The 15,792-nt window shown below is 71.8% G+C and carries 16 protein-coding genes; 6 read left to right on the top strand and 10 right to left on the bottom strand.

The window, feature by feature from the left end; translation table 11 throughout:
• Positions 1-37: 37 nt before the first annotated feature.
• Both JS756_RS22080 and JS756_RS22075 read right to left on the bottom strand, forming a co-directional pair.
• A complete protein-coding gene (locus JS756_RS22080; RefSeq protein ID WP_205384891.1) occupies positions 38-835 on the bottom strand; it encodes an SDR family NAD(P)-dependent oxidoreductase in 798 nt (265 codons plus the stop codon).
• Complete coding sequence (locus JS756_RS22075) at positions 832-1,839, bottom strand: NADP-dependent oxidoreductase (protein ID WP_205384890.1); 1,008 nt, start codon at positions 1,837-1,839, stop codon at positions 832-834. Before JS756_RS22075 ends, JS756_RS22080 begins: the two co-directional genes overlap by 4 nt.
• 335 nt (positions 1,840-2,174) lie before the next feature.
• Between JS756_RS22075 and JS756_RS22070 the strand changes: the two genes are divergently transcribed.
• Both JS756_RS22070 and JS756_RS22065 read left to right on the top strand, forming a co-directional pair.
• On the top strand, positions 2,175-2,600 hold the full coding sequence (locus JS756_RS22070) for a DUF485 domain-containing protein (protein WP_307790888.1): 426 nt from the start codon (positions 2,175-2,177) through the stop codon (positions 2,598-2,600).
• Complete coding sequence (locus JS756_RS22065; protein ID WP_205384888.1) at positions 2,597-4,213, top strand: sodium/solute symporter; 1,617 nt, start codon at positions 2,597-2,599, stop codon at positions 4,211-4,213. Before JS756_RS22070 ends, JS756_RS22065 begins: the two co-directional genes overlap by 4 nt.
• Positions 4,214-4,363: 150 nt before the next feature.
• On the opposite strand, the gene JS756_RS22060 is transcribed toward JS756_RS22065, so the two are convergent.
• Positions 4,364-5,524, bottom strand: coding sequence for a PucR family transcriptional regulator (locus tag JS756_RS22060; protein WP_205384887.1), 1,161 nt, complete (start codon positions 5,522-5,524; stop codon positions 4,364-4,366).
• A 227-nt stretch (positions 5,525-5,751) separates the two neighbouring features.
• Here JS756_RS22060 and JS756_RS22055 point away from each other — a divergent pair, with 227 nt between their 5' ends.
• Together JS756_RS22055 and JS756_RS22050 are read left to right on the top strand one after the other, a co-directional pair.
• Positions 5,752-6,405: a carboxymuconolactone decarboxylase family protein gene (locus JS756_RS22055; protein WP_205384886.1), complete on the top strand. Its 654-nt coding sequence runs from the start codon at positions 5,752-5,754 to the stop codon at positions 6,403-6,405.
• Positions 6,398-7,207, top strand: a complete 810-nt coding sequence (locus tag JS756_RS22050) for an SDR family NAD(P)-dependent oxidoreductase (RefSeq protein ID WP_205384885.1) — start codon at positions 6,398-6,400, stop codon at positions 7,205-7,207. The genes JS756_RS22055 and JS756_RS22050 overlap by 8 nt, the downstream gene beginning before the upstream one ends.
• Positions 7,208-7,286: 79 nt before the next feature.
• Here JS756_RS22050 and JS756_RS22045 read toward each other — a convergent pair whose 3' ends face one another.
• From JS756_RS22045 to JS756_RS22025, 5 genes are read right to left on the bottom strand one after another with little or no spacing between them, the layout of a single operon-like run.
• Positions 7,287-8,564: an ABC transporter substrate-binding protein gene (locus tag JS756_RS22045; protein ID WP_205384884.1), complete on the bottom strand. Its 1,278-nt coding sequence runs from the start codon at positions 8,562-8,564 to the stop codon at positions 7,287-7,289.
• A 5-nt stretch (positions 8,565-8,569) separates the two neighbouring features.
• Positions 8,570-9,718 (bottom strand): branched-chain amino acid ABC transporter permease, encoded by a 1,149-nt coding sequence (locus JS756_RS22040; RefSeq protein ID WP_205384883.1) that lies wholly within the window; start codon positions 9,716-9,718, stop codon positions 8,570-8,572.
• Positions 9,715-10,596, bottom strand: coding sequence for a branched-chain amino acid ABC transporter permease (locus JS756_RS22035; protein WP_205384882.1), 882 nt, complete (start codon positions 10,594-10,596; stop codon positions 9,715-9,717). The genes JS756_RS22040 and JS756_RS22035 overlap by 4 nt, the downstream gene beginning before the upstream one ends.
• A 5-nt stretch (positions 10,597-10,601) precedes the next feature.
• Complete coding sequence (locus tag JS756_RS22030) at positions 10,602-11,387, bottom strand: ABC transporter ATP-binding protein (RefSeq protein WP_205384956.1); 786 nt, start codon at positions 11,385-11,387, stop codon at positions 10,602-10,604.
• A 5-nt stretch (positions 11,388-11,392) separates the two neighbouring features.
• Entirely contained in the window at positions 11,393-12,151 is a 759-nt protein-coding gene (locus JS756_RS22025; RefSeq protein ID WP_240204162.1) for an ABC transporter ATP-binding protein, read from the bottom strand.
• A 188-nt stretch (positions 12,152-12,339) separates the two neighbouring features.
• Between JS756_RS22025 and JS756_RS22020 the strand changes: the two genes are divergently transcribed.
• Both JS756_RS22020 and JS756_RS22015 read left to right on the top strand, forming a co-directional pair.
• Positions 12,340-13,635 (top strand): PucR family transcriptional regulator, encoded by a 1,296-nt coding sequence (locus tag JS756_RS22020; protein WP_205384880.1) that lies wholly within the window; start codon positions 12,340-12,342, stop codon positions 13,633-13,635.
• The gene (locus JS756_RS22015; protein WP_205384879.1) at positions 13,632-14,297 is read left to right on the top strand and encodes a TetR/AcrR family transcriptional regulator; all 666 of its coding nucleotides are present in this window, start codon (positions 13,632-13,634) and stop codon (positions 14,295-14,297) included. The genes JS756_RS22020 and JS756_RS22015 overlap by 4 nt, the downstream gene beginning before the upstream one ends.
• Positions 14,298-14,398: 101 nt before the next feature.
• On the opposite strand, the gene JS756_RS22010 is transcribed toward JS756_RS22015, so the two are convergent.
• Positions 14,399-15,091: a TetR/AcrR family transcriptional regulator gene (locus JS756_RS22010; RefSeq protein ID WP_205384878.1), complete on the bottom strand. Its 693-nt coding sequence runs from the start codon at positions 15,089-15,091 to the stop codon at positions 14,399-14,401.
• A 52-nt stretch (positions 15,092-15,143) separates the two neighbouring features.
• Positions 15,144-15,770, bottom strand: coding sequence for an HAD family hydrolase (locus JS756_RS22005; protein WP_307790887.1), 627 nt, complete (start codon positions 15,768-15,770; stop codon positions 15,144-15,146).
• Between the last annotated feature and the right edge of the window lie 22 nt (positions 15,771-15,792).

Genomic DNA, 15,792 nt, shown 5'->3' with positions numbered 1-15,792 from the left:
CGGCGGTGCGCTCACCCGGGCCCGGGGCGTCCCGGCCTCACGCCGCGGCGGGCTCACCCGGACCGGGGACGTTGCGGAAACGGAACGGCTCCGGGTCACGGCCGGCCTGGATGAACCAGCATGCGCCGGTACCGTCGCCCGTGACGATCCGCAGCACCGTGTCCGCCACGACCTGAGCCGGGATGATCGGCAGTCTCTGCTCGGCGAGCATGTCGCGCAGCGGGTCGATGATCCGCGACTCGGCGAATCCCGGACAGACGGCGTTGAACCGCACGTTCTCCGACGCGAGGGCCGGCCCCAGGGAGCGGGCGAGTCCCACGACCGCGTGCTTGTTGGCCGCGTAGAGGGGGTCGAACGGTACGGCCGCCAGGCCGGCGAGGGACGCGGTTGCCACGATGGCCCCTCCGCCACGGGCCCGCATCGCCGGCAGCAGCGCATGGGTGCCGAAGACCACGCCGTCGAGATTGGCTCCCATCGCGCGACGGTAGCGCGCCAGGTCGAAGTCCTCACCGAGGCCGCATCCGGTCGCCACCCCGGCATTGAGCAACGCGATGTCGACACCGCCGCACTGCTCCACCGTGAAGTCCACCAGGGCACGGTTGGCATCGGGGTCCGAGACGTCACAGGCGCGGAAGTGCCCGCCGACCGCCTCGGCCACCTCCCGGCCACCCCTCGGGTCGAGATCCGCGACGACCACGCGCGCACCCGCCTCGGCCAGCGTCAGGGCCGTGGCCCGGCCCAGTCCGCCGGCACCTCCGGTGACGATGGCGACCTTGCCCTCGAGTGAGGCGCCGTCCGACGGTCCCGTTCCGGCGGCGCTCTCGACGGCTTTCATGCCAGCTCCAGGACGAGCTTGCCGACGTTCTCCCCGCGGAAGAGCATCCCCAGCGTCTCGGGGAAGTCGTCCACGCTCCCCGTCACCACGTGTTCCTTGACCTTGATACGGCCGGCTCCGATCCAGGCGGAGATCTCCCGAGCGGCCTGCGCGTAGCGCTCGGCGTAGTCGAACACGACGAAGCCCTCCATCCGCGCGCGGCGCACCAGCAGCGAGAGGTAGTTGGAGGGGCCCTTGACCGGCGTGGTGTTGTTGTACTGGCTGATCGCACCGCAGACGACGACGCGCGCGTGCATGGCCAGTCGCGTCAGGGCCGCGTCGAGGATGTCCCCTCCGACATTGTCGAAGTAGACGTCGATGCCGTCCGGGGCATGCCGGCGCAGCTCCTTCCTGACGTCCTCGGTGCGGTAGTCGATCACCGCGTCGAATCCCAGTTCGTCGGTGAGCATGGCGCACTTCTCCGGCCCGCCGGCGAGGCCGACGACCCGGCAGCCCTTGGCCTTCGCTATCTGACCGGCGATGCTGCCGACCGCCCCGGCCGCCCCCGACACCACGACGGTCTCACCGTCCTTCAGCGCCCCGACGTCCAGCAGGCCGAAGTAGGCGGTCATGCCGGGCATGCCCAGCGCGCCGAGATACGTCGAGGGCGGTGCGAGGGACGTGTCGACCTTCATGGCGCCTCTGCCGTCGGAGACCACGTACTCCTGCACGCCGAACGTGCCGACCACGTGATCCCCCGGCTGGAAGTCGGGGTGGTCGGACGCGGTGACCTCCACGACCGATCCGGCGCGCATCACGTCGCCGATACCGACGGGCGGCAGGTACGAGGGACGGTCGTCCAGCCAGCCCCGCATCGCCGGATCCAGGGAGATGAAGCGTGTCCGGCCCGCGAAGCGGCCCGGACCCGGCTCGTCGACGGGCTCTGAACAGTGCTGCCAGTCATCGGGTTTGACCTCGCCCACCGGGCGGGCTGCCAGACGGATCTGGCGGTTGGTCGCAGGCATCGTGCCTCCTGTCGTTCACGGCTTCGCCGTAGGGTACCGACCGGTAGGTATGCCCGCGGGTGTGAGGTTCGCCATACGCCGGGCGCCCACACGGCCGGACGTCCGCACCACGCCCGAGCCGGTGCCGCACGGATGGTGACCGCGCGACGCCGCTCCGGAACCGCACCGACCCCGAAACGTGACCCGCAGCACCCTTACCGAGGATTCCGACCAGTCGGTATCGTGCGCCGCCAACCGTTCCACCGTCACCTCCACGGATCCGAGCCGCAGCGGAAGGCCACGCGATGACATTCGCCGACGAGAACCGGTACCCGCCATCAGAATCGGGATGGCGGGTGCCCCGTCCCGAGCCCCGTGCGTACCGGGACGACGCCCCGCGATACGCGTCGTACGGGCAGGCGTACGCGTCGTACGGGCAGGCCCCGCGGGACGAACCGTACGCGCACGACGCGCATCGGCGCAGCGTCGACCTCGCCGCCCTGCGCTCGGCCTACCGTCTGCTCCGCCGGACCTCCACGCTCGCGGCGCTCGGCTCCTTCGTGGCGTATGTCGTGCTGTCCTGCTACGCCCCCGGCCTGATGGGGTCCAGGATCGCCGGAGAGCTGAGCCTGGGAATGGCCCTCGGGGTGCTCCAGCTCGTCGTCACCTTCGCCGCGGTGTTCTGGTACGGACGCAGTGCGCAACGCTCGGTGGACCCGTTGGCCCGCAACGTCAGGGAGCAGGCGGTCGCCGTCGGCCGGAACACCGGGGTGGCGAGATGAACACCTTCGACTCGGGGACGCAGGCCACCGTCCTGGTGCTGTTCACCGCACTGGTCACCGTCACGCTGCTGATGTGCGTGATGGCGGGGCCGGAGCGCGACGACCTGACGAACTTCTACACCGGCTACCGCTCCCTTACGCCGCTCAAGAACGGTCTGGCGATCGCGGGGGACTACATCTCCGCGGCCACGGTGCTGAGTACCACCGGCATCATCGCGCTCGCCGGATACGACGGCTACGTCCTCGCGGTCAGCACCGCTCTCTCCCTGGTGCTGCTGATGTTCCTGCTGGCCGAACCCCTGCGCAACGCCGGCCGGTTCACCATGGGCGACGTCCTGGCCCGCAACATGCCCGGCCGGAGCGTGCGTGTCGCAGCCTGCGTGGTGACGCTGTCGGCGACTCTCCCCTTCCTGGTCGTCCAGCTCTCCGGGGCGGGCTCGCTGCTGACCTTCATCCTCAACATCCCGCACGTGGCGGGCGCCAGGACGGCGAGCATCGTCATCGTCGGCAGCCTGATGATCATCTACGCGGCCCTCGGCGGCATGCGGGGCACCGCACTCATCCAGATGATCAAGATCGTGCTCCTGCTCGGCACCAGCCTCGTCGTCGCCGTTCTCGTCCTGAACCGCTTCGACTGGAACCTCGGGGACGTCCTCAGGGCGGCCCAGCACGGCAGCGGCGCGGGCCCCGCCTACCTCCAGCAGGGCCTGCAGCTGGGCACGTCGGCCGTCGACCGACTGGACTTCGTCGGTCTTCAGATCACCGTCGTCCTGGGCGTGGCCTGCCTGCCCCACATCACGATGCGCCTGTACTCCGCGCAGGACGTTCCGGCTGTGCGTCGCTCGATGTCGTGGGCGGTCGGCACGGTCACCACGTTCTGCCTCCTCGTGATCATCATGGGTACGGGGGCGGCGGCTCTGGTGGGGTCGCGGTACATCACGGCCACCGACCCGCACGGCAGAACGTCGGTCCTCATGCTCTCGCAGGTGCTCGGCGGCGCCCCCACCTCCGCGGGCTCCACGATTCTCTACTCGGCCGTGGCAGGCATGGTGTTCATCACCCTGCTGTCGTCGGTCGCGGGGATGACGCTGGCGGCGGCCTCGTCGCTCGCCCACGACCTGTTCGCCCATGCGGCGCGGCGGGGACAGGCCGAGCCGCGTACGGAGATGACGGTGGCGGCGTGGACGAGCGTGGTCGTGGGCATCGTCGCCATCGGTCTCGCCACCCTGGTCCAGAACTGGGACGTGGGTGTGCTGACCACTCTGGCCATCTGCATGGGGGCATCCGCAGTCGCGCCCGCGCTCACCTACTCCCTGTTCTGGCGAGGGTTCACGCGCACCGGCCTGCTGGCCACCCTGTACGGCGGCGCGGCCTGCGCGCTGCTGCTCATGGTGTTCTCCAAGGCCGTTTCGGGCACACCGTCCGCCGTCTTCCCGCACGCCGACTTCGACCTGTTCCCCATGCAGTCCACCGGGCTGGTGTCCATCCCCTTCGGCTACCTGGCCGGGTGGCTGGGCAGCCGGCTGGACCACCGGCGCCGCGCCGCCGTGGGCCTGCAGAGCCGGCGGCTGTACGAGGAGAGCGAGGCACGGCTGCTCGCCGCAGCCGAATGACCACGCCCGCACGGGCGGACGGCAAGCGCGGCCCGGAAACCGCCACCGCACTCCGCCCGGGCCCCGGACGGCGTGCGCACCGGGGCCGATCGTCGCGGCGGGTTCAGTTCGTCGTCGCTCGGCCGGTCGCACCCGGTGGGTTCCGCGGCCTCACCGGCCGCGGGGCAGCTCACGTGCCGCCAGGGCCCAGTTGAGCTCGACCAACGTGTCCGGAGCGTCCAGGCCGGCGCCGGTCAGCTCCTCGAAGCGGCGCAGCCGGTAGCGGACGGTGTTGACGTGAACGTGCGTGCTGCGGGCGACCTCGCGGATCCGCCGTCCGCTGCTGAGGTATTCGCGCACCGACTCCTCGATGAGCGCCCCGAACTCCCCCTCCGCCTCCAGCGGGCGCAGGTAGCGGTCGAGCAGCAGCTCGGCGAGTTCCGGTTCGGAGACGACCGCCACCCGCCAGGACAGGTCGCCCAGATCGTGGACGCCGCGCAGACCGTAGGAGCGGGCGGCCTCCAGCATCCTGCCGGCGGCGCGGAAGGAACGGTGCACCTGGACCAGGTCCGTCGGCGGGCCGAGTCCCGCCGTCACCTCCAGGTCACCGGTCTCCGGCTTGGCCTCGACGACTCCGGCGACAGCCTCGTCCAGCACGGCGAACAGCGCGCTGCGGCCGTGCCTGCGGGCACCGGACTCCAGTGATCGGTCCAACGCGTCCGGACCGATCCCGCCGTTCGGGACGGCTCTGACGGCCCGGTAGGGCCGCGACGGATCCAGTCCGTAGATCGCCGCGCCGCTGTGCACCTCCGCGGCGCTCAGCGTCCCGTGGAGCAGGCCGCGCAGGAAGTCGGCGCGGCGGCGGGCGTCGTACAGGGCGGAGTCGACCTCCGCCTGCCGGTGCACGGCGGCGATCCGCACGCCGGCGACGTCCGCGAGGTCCCACAGGCACGTGGTGCGGTCGACGACGAGGCCGGGGTCCAGTCCCGCCGCGGTCGCCTCGGCGAGGAACAGATCCCGTATCGCGCTCAAGCCCCGGCGGAAGGCGCGCAGTCCGTCGCTGAGCGGCACGCCCCGGGCGACCCGGTCCCGGGCCACATCGGCTTCGCCGAAGTCCTCGGGCGCGGGCACCTTCCCCTCCCGCAGCACCGCGAGAGCCCGCTGGAAATGCCGGTGCCAGATCTGGTCCAGGAGTTCTCGCGGCACGGCGCGGTAGGACGGGATGTGCTCCGCCAGATCCATGTGCAACCGCCTGCCCACGTGGCTCTGCTGCGCGGCCATCGCCGCGATGACCCGTTCGAGGGGCGCCGCAGCAACCGACGGTCCGGGCAAGGCCCTCACCTCCGCCCCTCGGAGAGCGAGCGTTGTGCGACTGGACAAGAGGGGTACCTCCGACCTTGGCCTGCGAGCCGTCGACGGCTCCCCGCCGCCCGAAGCACAGTGGCACCAAGGCGGAAGGAGCGCGCCGGTGCGTACGCGGCGAAGCGCCGATCGACCACGCCCGGAAGCACCCGCCCTCCCGCCGTCGACCCACCCTGACCCATCGTGCGGAGGCCGCCATGACCGACGAGCACCATCACCGACCCGACCACGCCGCCCTCGACACCGGACCGCGCCTCGCGCCACTGCCCGAGGACGGCTGGGACCGGTCCGCCCGGGAGCTGCTCGCCCCGGTTCCCCGGGATGCCGACGGCCGCCCCGCCAACATCTTCACCACCTTGGTGCGGCACCCCGGTCTGTTCCGGTACTTCCTGCCGTTCGGCACCCACCTGCTGCGCGACGGCCGTCTCGCGGACCGGACCCGGGAGCTGCTGATCCTGCGCACCGCGTGCCTGACCCGGGCCCGTTACGAATGGGGGCGGCACGTGCCGCTGGCCAGGGCAGCCGGGGTCACCGACGAGGAGATCGGGCGGGTCGGCGCGGGCCCGGACGCCCAGGGGTGGTCGCCGGCCGACGCCCGTCTGCTGCGTGCCGCCGACGAACTGCACCGGGACGCCCGCCTGTCCGCGGCCACCTGGTCCGCACTCGCCGCCGACCACGACGAGGCCCAGCTGATCGAGATCACCATGCTCGTCGGCCAGTACCACATGGTCGCGTTCTTCCTGAACTCCGCCGGTACCCCGCTCGAACCCGGCTACGCGGCGGAAGCCCTGCTCCCGTCCGCGGGGACCGGCGGCCCGGACGCGCCGGAAGGAGCACACGGCCATGTCTGAGCCCCGGCACCCCGCGCCCCGCCCGGTGGGCCTGCTGACCGACCGGAACGTACTGGTCGTCGGCGCAGGCACCCGGCCGAGCGACGACCCGAAGGCCCCGGTGGGCAACGGGCGGGCGATCGCCGTGCTCGCCGCCCGCGAGGGCGCCTCGGTGGCCTGCGCCGACGTCTCCCCCTCCGCCGCCGCGGCCACCGCCGCCCTGGTCGGCGAGGAGGGAACGCGTGGCCTGCCCGTGGTCGGCGACGCCACGGACCCCGGCCGGTCCTCGGCCATGGTCGCCGAGGCGCTCCGTGAACTCGGCGGACTCGACGCGATGGTGGTCAACGTCGGCATCGGCCTCGGGGCGGGTCTGGCGGGCACCTCGCCGCAGGAGTGGATGCGCGTGCTCTCGCTCAACCTGAGCGCCCCCTTCCTCGCCGCCAAGTACGCACTGCCCGCGCTCACCGACGGAGGGGCGATCGTCTTCGTCGGTTCCGTGGCCGGACTGCGCGCCGCCACCGACTCGCCTGCCTACGACAGCTCCAAGGCAGGCCTGTTCGGTCTCATCCGCCATGTCGCCAAGGAGGGCGGGCCACGCGGGATCCGCGCCAACCTGGTCGTCCCGGGTCTGATCGACACCCCGATGGGCCGCGAGGCCTCCGCCCGGCGGGCTTCGCGTTCCACCTCGTTCGCCCGCATACCGCTCGGGCGCCAGGGCACCGCCTGGGAGGTGGCCGAGGCCGTGGCCTTCCTGCTCTCCGACCGTGCTTCCTACATCACCGGGCAGAGCCTGGTGGTCGACGGTGGGCTGAGCTCCGTCTGAGCACGGGGGTGCCGGTCCGCTGCGCGGGGCGGGGCGGTCCCGTGGGGTCGGGGCACCGACCGGGGACCGCCCCGCCGGCTCACTTCGTGAGCGGGCCGAACTCCTTGCGTGTGTCCACCGGCTCGCCGAACAGCTGCCACCGCTCGCCCTTGAACCGCATCAACTGCATCGTCTCGATCGGGAAGGCGTCGCCGGGGCCCGTGGACAAGGTGACGCCGGGCAGCAGCAGTCCCACCTTCACGTCCTTGAGGTTGCGCACCGCGTCCCGCAGCCCTTCCCTGGTCGGGCACTTCATCGTGTCCAGGGCCTTGTGCAGGCTGGAGGCGACGGCCCAGCCGTAGGCGTTGAACTGGTTGTCCGGGTCGGCGTCGGGGGCGTACTTGTGCAGGGCGTCGCGGTAAGTCTTCATCTCGGGGTCGTTCGCCCACTGCGGGTCGGCGGGGTCCTTGAAGTAGGTCGCCGAGACCACGCCCTGCACGTTCTTGAACCCGACGGGCCGGAGCACGGCGGCGGACGCGGCCACGTTGTTCACGATGTGCAGCGGGTTCCACTTGGTGTTCCTGGCGTCGGCGGCGAGGGCCTGGCTGCCGAACTTGGGGGTGGTGACGTCCAGCAGCACGTCCGCCCCGGAACGGGCGAGGTTCGCCATCTGGGCCGACACGGACGGGTCGGTGACCTCGTAGCTCTCCTGGGCGACCACCTGGATGCCGCTGCCCGAGACGGCCTTCTTGAACCCGCCGAGCAGGTCCTTGCCGAAGTCGTCGTTCTGGTAGAGGACCGCCACCTTGGCGTGGGGCCGCTCGTCCTTGAGGTACTTGGCGTACACCCGGGCCTCGGCGACGTAGTTGGGCTGCCACCCGATGGTCCAGGGATGCTTGTCGTCCGTGCCCCAGACGGAGGCACCGGTGGCGACGAAGGGCTGCGGCACCTTCTGCTTGTCGAGATAGTCCCAGACGGCCGCCGTGGACGGAGTGCCCAGGGTCTGGAACACGGCGAAGACCTTCTCCTGCTCGACGAGTCTGCGGGCCTCCTCGACCGCCTTGGGCGGTTGGTAGCCGTCGTCGCGGACGACGAACTCCACCTTGCGGCCGTCTATACCGCCCTTGTCGTTGACGTACTTGAAGTAGGCGGCGACACCCTTGCTGATCGTGCCGTACGCGGAGGCGGGTCCCGACAGGGGGTAGATCCCGCCCAGCTTGATGGTCGTGTCGGTGATGCCGGTGGTCTGCTGGCCCTTGCACGCGCCGTCGGCGGCGGTGTCCTGGGCGTCCTGCCCTCGCCGGCTGCTGCACGCGGTTGCGGTGAGCAGAGCGGCGGTCACGACTGCGGCTGCCCGCAGAGCGGTCGTCTTGCGCATGTGGTTCATTCCTTCTCCGTCGTGCGGGGCGGTGCGCCCACGGGTTCGGCGTCGGCAACTGCGGGGTCCGCAGGGGCGGGAGTCGGGGAGAATCCGGGTGCCGCCGTCGGCCTCGGTTCCGCATCGGGTGCGGACGCGGCCTCGGGCGTCCGGTCGGGGATGGCGGTGGTGCGGGGCAGGCGACGGCCGACGGCACCCAGGACACGGCCCGGCAGACCGGCCAGTCCCGTCGGGGCCACGAACATCACCGTGATGATCAGCAGGCCGAACACCACGCCCGGTGCCGCCTCGCTCAGGTCCTGGGAGACACTCGGCACGTACATCACGAACGCCGCGCCCAGCAGGGGTCCGTAGAGCGAGGCGAGCCCTCCGACCACCAGGCCGGCCAGCAGGGTGATGGACAGGACGAAACTGAAGGAGTCGGGCGAGACGAAGCCGATCACCCAGGTGTACAGGCACCCGGCGACCCCCGCGAACATCGCGCTCCACGCGAAGGCGAGGGTCTTGTGCAGCGACAGCCGCACACCCATGACCTCGGCGGCGCCCTCGTTGTCCCGCACGGCGCGCAGCGCCCGGCCGACCCGGGAACGCAGCAGGTTGCGGGCGAGCAGCAGGGCTGCCGAGGCGACGGCGAGGACGACGAAGTACATCCACTGGTCCTCGGCCAGCCCGCTCCACGCGGGTGGTTGCATCTTGTCCACGGTCAGGCCCATGGAGCCGCCCGTCACCGGTTCGAGCCGCTTGAGCAGGGGCGGCAGGAACACCGCGAACGAGAGGGTGACCAGGGCCAGGTACAGGCCGCGCAGCCGGAGGGCGGGCACGCCGAACCCGAGGCCCAGCAGGAAGCATCCGGCGGCCGCGACCGGCAGCGTGGCCAGGTGGCCGGTGTCGTACCGGTCGAGCATGACCGCTGTCGAGTAGGCCCCCGCCGCGAAGAACGCGCCGTGCCCGAGCGAGATCTGCCCGCCGAAGCCGACCAGCAGGTTCAGGCCGGCCAGCGCCACGGCGTAGAGCAGCACCATGGTCAGCTGGAAGACCTGGAAGGGGGCGAAGTAGAAGGGCGCGGCGACGGCCGCGACCGCGAGGAGCACGGTGGGCGCGGCCCGCAGCTGCCGGGTGCGGTCGGCGGCGAGTGACGCGGTGACGTTGTTCATGCGCGCTCCACCGCCGCCCGTCCGAACAGGCCCTGGGGCCGCACCAGCAGCACCGCCAGAATGATCATCAGAGGGACGCCCACCTTCAGATCGGCACCGATCACGTCCACGTACGCCCCGGTCAGCGTCTCGGCGACGCCCACGAACACGCCGCCGACGACCGCGCCGACCGGGCTGTCGAAACCACCGAGGGTGGCCGCGGCGAACGCGTAGATCAGCACGCCGCCCATCATGTTGGGTTCCAGGAACAGCACCGGGGCGACGAGCACGCCCGACACCGCGCCGACCGTCGCGGCCAGCCCCCATCCGAGCATCAGCACCCGGCCCACCCGGATGCCCGACAGGCGGGCGGAGGCGGGATTGCAGGCCACGGCCCGCATCGTCAGACCGACGGAGGTGTGCTGGAACAGCAGGTACAGCAGCCCCATCACGACGGCCACCACGCCGAGGATCCCGAGCGTCGACCAGTCCGTGCGCACCCCGGCCAGGTCGATCCCGCCGTCGGGGAACGGCTGCGGGAAGTCCTTCACGGTGAACGACCAGATCAAGCCGGCCAGCGCGTTGACGAAGATGAAGAGGCCGACCGTGACGATGACCACCGTCAGCTCGGGAGCGCCCTGCACGGGGCGGATGACGATCCGCTCGACCAGCATGCCGCCCGCGAAGGACACCGCGAGGGTGACCGGGAGCGCCAGCCAGAACGGCATCCCCGAGGCCACCAACTGCCAGGCGACGTACGTCGAGAGCATCGCCAGCTCGCCCTGCGCGAAGTTGACGATTCCCGTGAACCGGTGAATCAGCACCAGCGCCAGCGCCAGGCTGGCGTACACCGCGCCGGAGCCCAGCCCTTCCACCACTTGCTGCAGTAGTTCGGTCACGGCGCTCACCCGGCTTTCCGGGAGCGGACGGACACGCCCAGGTACACCTCGGCGACCTGGCCGTCCTCACGGATCTGTGCGGCCGGTCCGGACAGCACCAGGCGGCCGGCCTCCAGTACGTGCGCCCGGTGCGCTATGTCCAGCGCCAGCTGGGCGTTCTGCTCGACGACGACCACGGTGGTGCGCTCCTCCTCGTTGACGGCACGGACGATCTCGAACAGCTCCCGGGTGACGAGCGGCGCGAGACCGAGGGAAGGCTCGTCCAGGAGCAGCAGCGCGGGCCGCAGCATCAGCGCCCTGCCGATGGCGAGCATCTGCTGTTCACCGCCGCTGAGGCTGCCGGCGGCCTGCCGCGACCGCCGGCGCAGTACGGGGAAGTAGCCGTGGACGCGCTCCAGATCGGCCGCCACGGCCGCGCGCTCGGCGCGGCCCCGCCTCCGGGGCCCGGTGCGCAGGTGGGCGCCGACGCGCAGGTTCTCCTCGACGGTCAGGTCGTTGAAGGTGCCCCGACCCTCGGGGACGTGCGCCACGCCGAGCCTGGCGGCCTGTTCGGGCGAGCGGCCCAGCAGCTCGGTGCCGTCCAGGGTGACCGAGCCGCGGCCGCGGACCATGCCGCACAGGGCCCGCAGCGTCGTCGTCTTGCCCGCGCCGTTGGGCCCCAGGATCGCGCACACCTCACCGCGGGCGACGGAGAGGTCGAGGCCCTGCAGCACGCGCGCCTGGCCGTATCCGGCGTGCAGGTTGGACACGTTCAGGAAGTCCGCCCCGGCATGCGCCCGGGTGGAGGGCATCTCGTTCACGCGGCCACCCCCAGGTACGCCTCGACGACCGCCGGATCGCGCTGGATCTCCTCGGGCGAGCCGTCGGCGATCTTCCGGCCGAAGTCGAGGCAGATCACCTTGTCGCACAGGTCCATCACGAATCCCATGTGGTGTTCGACCACGACGAGCGTGAGGTCGAACTCCTGGCGCACGGTCCGGACCAGGTCCGCGAACTCACCGACCTCGCCGTGGCTGAGCCCGTTGACGGGTTCGTCGAGCAGCAGCAGCCGGGGTCGTACCGCGAGCGCCCGCGCCAGTTCGACGCGTTTGAGGGTGCCGAACGGCAGCCCCGAGGCGAGGTGGTCGGCGACCTCCGCCAGGCCGAGCCGCAGCAGCAGGCTGTCCGCCTGCTCACGCAGCTCCCTCTCCTCCCGCCGGACGCGCGGCAGCCGCAGCGCCGCGGCGAGGTGTCCGGTGCGCCCCCGGGTGTGGGCACCGACCATGACGTTCTCCCGGACCGTGAGCTGCGGGAACAGGCCCAGGTTCTGGAAGGTGCGGGCGATGCCGCGCCCGGCCACGGCGTGCGGGGGGAGGGCCAGCAGGTCCTCCCCCTCGAACCGCACCTCTCCCTCGTCGGGGGCGCAGCGCCTGGTGAGGCAGTTGAACAAGGTGGTCTTGCCGGCACCGTTGGGCCCGATGAGCCCCACGGCGGTGCCCGGCTCGACGGTGAACGCGACACCGTCCAGTGCCGTGATGCCGCCGAAACGCACGGTGATACCGTCGACCGCGAGCATGAGTGACGCCCCTTCCGACGTGCTGGGGGGTGGGCGAGCGTCACAGTAGGTGGGGGCGTTCCGGCCGCACATTGGGTGTGAGCACCCAACTTGCCCGCCGTCGGACTGTGCGCCGCGCACAGGTCCCGGGGGATGTCTCACGCCGGGCCTGTTGACGGAGCACGAGGTGGACGGCGACGATCGGCGCCATGCCCAGCGGTCCTGCCCTCGGCCCTCCCACGCTCTCCGAACCGCTCCGCCGGGAGCGGCGGCGGATCCTGCACGCCGTCCACGACCGGGTCGAGGAGGTGGCGGAGACCGCCGTCGAGGTGATGCGCGCGGAGATCCCGTCGTACGCGCTGCAGGACGAGCGGTTCTTCGCCGAGGTGCGGGAGCAGGTGCTGGAGCACTACCGGATGCAGCTGGCGGCGTTGGCCGGGGACCGCGAGATGGCCGCCGAAGACCTGGTCTTCAGCAGGGCCGCGGCCATGCGCAGAGCCCGCGCGGGGTTCGCCCTGGAGGACTGGATCAGTGCCTTCCGGGTCGGCCGGCAGGTCATGTGGGACGCGATGCTGGACTGCGCGGGCACGTCCGCCGAGGCCCAGCAGGCCGCGCTGTCCCTCGTCACCCCGCTGATGCGGTACGTCGACTACGCCAGCACCCATGCCGCGCAGGCCTACGTCGAGTACCAGCAGCACGTGGTGGCGGACGCGGACCGGGAGCGGCGGGACCTCCTGGACCAGCTCCTGGCAGGGACGGCACCGTCGCGCGGTCCGCTGTTCGCCGCGGCACAGGCGTACGGCATCGGACCGCGCTCGCCGATGATGGCGGTCGTGGCCGTCTGCGTCGCCGACACGTGCTCGGGGGACCACGCGTCGGCGACGAGCGGGTATGCCACGAGCGCGTCGATGAGTGTCGCCGGGCCCTGGGCGGGCCGGACCCTGGTCGTCGTGCGCCACGGCGAGGTGGTGGCCGTGCCCGTGCTCCGGGCCGGTATGGACGCGGACGACGTGTGCGCCCACTTCGAGGCCGTGCAGGAGCGGCTCGCGCGCAAGGGCACGATGCTCTGCATGGGCATCAGCACCGTCGCCCGGGGCGCGTCCGAACTGCCGCGCGCCTACGAGGAGGCGCGGGCGGCTCTCGACCTGGTGCCGAACGGGGGCGGGGTGGCGGCACTGCCGCGGCTGTCCCCGTTCGACTACCTGGCGCTGCGCGCCGACGACCTCGCCCGCCAGCTGGTCGATCCCCGCGTACGTGCCGTGCTGGAGGAGGACCGCGGGCGTGGTGACACGCTGGCCGTCACCGTGCGGGCCTTCGCGGACGCGGACCTCAATCTGCGGCTGGCCGCCGAACGGCTGCGGGTGCACCACAACACGGCGCACTACCGACTGCGTCGGATCGAGGAACGCACCGGCCGCAATCCGCGCCGGATCGCCGACCTCCTGGAACTACTGGTCGCCCTCGCCATCCGCGACGGGGCCGGGGAAGGTGGTGATGACCGGTGAGCGGCGTCGTGGAGTCCGCCGGGAGCGGGGCGGCCCGCCGGCTGCCGGGCGGGCAGGGGGCCACGGGCCTGCCCGACGGGCGCGCGGGACAGAACGGAACGGTCCGGCGCGCGCTGCTGGACGCCGCTCTGGAGGTGTTCGCCGAGCGCGGTTACACCGACGCCGGCCTCACCGAGATCGCGGCGCGCTCCGGCATCCCGGTGGGCAGTCTCTTCCAGCACTACGGCGGAAAGCGAGGCCTCTACCTCGCTCTCTGGGAGGAGTTCCGGGAGGAGCAGGAGCGCCGGACCGCGGCCACGCTGGCCGCGGAGCGCGACCGAGGTGTGGACGACCCGATCGCCCTCTTCGTGGCGGGAGCCAGGGCGTACCTGGAGGGCGCCTGGGACAACCGGAGGCTCGGCAGACTCCTCGTGGGGGACGACGGCCCCTCGGGCTTCGACGCGCTGCGCCGCCAGTGGGACCGCGCATGGGTGCGGCGCAACGCCCGGCTGCTGAAGGTGGACGAGCGGCGACGTGCCGGCCGGGTCCGGGTGAGCGTACTGACCACCGTCATCGGAGGGGCGGCGCGCGAACTGGGCGACTGCGCGGACGAGCCGGAGGCCCGGGAGATCGTGGACGAGGTGTGCGGGATCCTGATCCATCTGTCGGCGCCGCCCGGCTGAAGCGGTCCGACCGCGAGGGGTCGGCGGCGCGCGTAAGGCGCCGGTTCCGACGCCGTACGTTCCGGCGGCAGCGGGTGGCGCCGCGAGCCTCGGTTGCCGGGTCAGCGGTGGCCGGGGAACCGCAGGGCGTTCGCCCAGAGCCGGGTGACCGTGGAGACGAGTTCCTCGAAGTCCGTCGGCGGCTGCGACTCCTGCCGTTCGCCGAGCACGAAGGCGTGGTAGGCCATGACGCTGACCATGCCGGACAACGCTCGGGAGGCCATCATGGGATCGACGCCGCGGTCGGCGACACCCCGCGCCTGGAGGTCGGCGATACCGCGGGCGTTGCGGCGGATGAAGGCGTCAGCGCGTCGGCCGCGGAACTCGCGGAACTCCGGCTCCACTTGTGCGACCTGCTCGAGCAGTGCCATCAGCCTCGCATTCCGTCGGTACGCCTCGAGGTACGCGCGATTGCTCGCCTCGAGCACCGCACGGGGATCGTCGGCATCCTGCACCCGGCCCATGCCGGGGTGCATCATGTCCTCCTGCGCCTCCAGGAGGACGGCGGCCAGGACCTCTTCCTTGCTGGCGAAGTAGGTGTAGAAGGATCCCGCCGCGCACCGCGCCTCCCGGGTGATGTCGGTCAGGCGGCTGTCGAGGTAGCCGTCCCGTTCGAACACCGTGCGCGCGGCCTGTACCAGGGCGGCCCGTGTCCGCGCTCCTCGCTTCGTCGTGGGCGGTTCGCGAAGGTGCGAGAGGGGCGCCATGGGCGGCGCCTTGTCGCCGTGGATCTCCTCGGGGGGCGTGCTGTCCATCCCGGAGACTGTACGTGAGTCCGACACCATGGTCAGGAGGCCGCGAGGCAGGTCAGGGGGTGATGCCGAAGCGTTCGGCGAGTTGCCTGCGGGTGTCGGCGGCACTGGTGTGCAGTACACCCTCGATTCCGATCCGGGCCGCTCCGTCGAGGTTCTGCTGCAGATCGTCGATCATGACCGCCTCCGCGGGGTCGATGCCGAGGCGTTCACAGGCGAGAACGTAGATCCGTCGGGAGGGCTTGCGGATCCCGACCTCGGCGGAGATGACGACGGCGTCGGCCACGGCGGCGAGGTCGACGCCGTCGTAGGCTCCGGTGCCGAACGAATTGGACACGAGCGCGACCGGACGGCCGGCGGCTCGGAGATCGCCCAGCAGGGCGAGCATGTCCCCGTCGATCGACATCCCCGCCTGCATCCGGGCCGTGAGTCCCTCGGCCGGCACGTCGGCGCCGTGGGCGCGAAGGCGATCGGCGAATCCCCGCTCGAAGGCCTCGGTGCCGATACGGCCGCACTCGTGGTCGGCCAGCAGGGTGCGTGACGGCTGGTCCCGGCCCAGGAGGTCCAACGGCAGGCGCGGGTCGCCGCCGAGCGAGGCGCCGAAGTCGGTGAACGCCTGCAGCACGCTGGAGGTGATGACCCCTCCGAAGTCCACCAGGACCGCGGTTCGGGTCTTTTCCACCACGTTCGCCATGGTGTCCGTG

This window comes from Streptomyces actuosus, assembly GCF_016921115.1.
Lineage (GTDB): Bacteria > Actinomycetota > Actinomycetes > Streptomycetales > Streptomycetaceae > Streptomyces > Streptomyces actuosus_A.
This window is presented reverse-complemented; position numbering and strand designations above follow the sequence as displayed.

Excerpts from the sequence above, each read along its gene's own strand:
- JS756_RS22055 (WP_205384886.1), top strand. The coding sequence starts at position 5,752 with ATGACCGACGAGCACCATCACCGACCCGACCACGCCGCCCTCGACACC.
- JS756_RS22065 (WP_205384888.1), top strand. The coding sequence starts at position 2,597 with ATGAACACCTTCGACTCGGGGACGCAGGCCACCGTCCTGGTGCTGTTC.
- JS756_RS22040 (WP_205384883.1), bottom strand. The coding sequence starts at position 9,718 with ATGAACAACGTCACCGCGTCACTCGCCGCCGACCGCACCCGGCAGCTG.
- JS756_RS22020 (WP_205384880.1), top strand. The coding sequence starts at position 12,340 with ATGCCCAGCGGTCCTGCCCTCGGCCCTCCCACGCTCTCCGAACCGCTC.
- JS756_RS22045 (WP_205384884.1), bottom strand. The coding sequence starts at position 8,564 with ATGCGCAAGACGACCGCTCTGCGGGCAGCCGCAGTCGTGACCGCCGCT.
- JS756_RS22080 (WP_205384891.1), bottom strand. The coding sequence starts at position 835 with ATGAAAGCCGTCGAGAGCGCCGCCGGAACGGGACCGTCGGACGGCGCC.
- JS756_RS22010 (WP_205384878.1), bottom strand. The coding sequence starts at position 15,091 with ATGGACAGCACGCCCCCCGAGGAGATCCACGGCGACAAGGCGCCGCCC.
- JS756_RS22025 (WP_240204162.1), bottom strand. The coding sequence starts at position 12,151 with ATGCTCGCGGTCGACGGTATCACCGTGCGTTTCGGCGGCATCACGGCA.
- JS756_RS22075 (WP_205384890.1), bottom strand. The coding sequence starts at position 1,839 with ATGCCTGCGACCAACCGCCAGATCCGTCTGGCAGCCCGCCCGGTGGGC.
- JS756_RS22030 (WP_205384956.1), bottom strand. The coding sequence starts at position 11,387 with ATGCCCTCCACCCGGGCGCATGCCGGGGCGGACTTCCTGAACGTGTCC.
- JS756_RS22050 (WP_205384885.1), top strand. The coding sequence starts at position 6,398 with ATGTCTGAGCCCCGGCACCCCGCGCCCCGCCCGGTGGGCCTGCTGACC.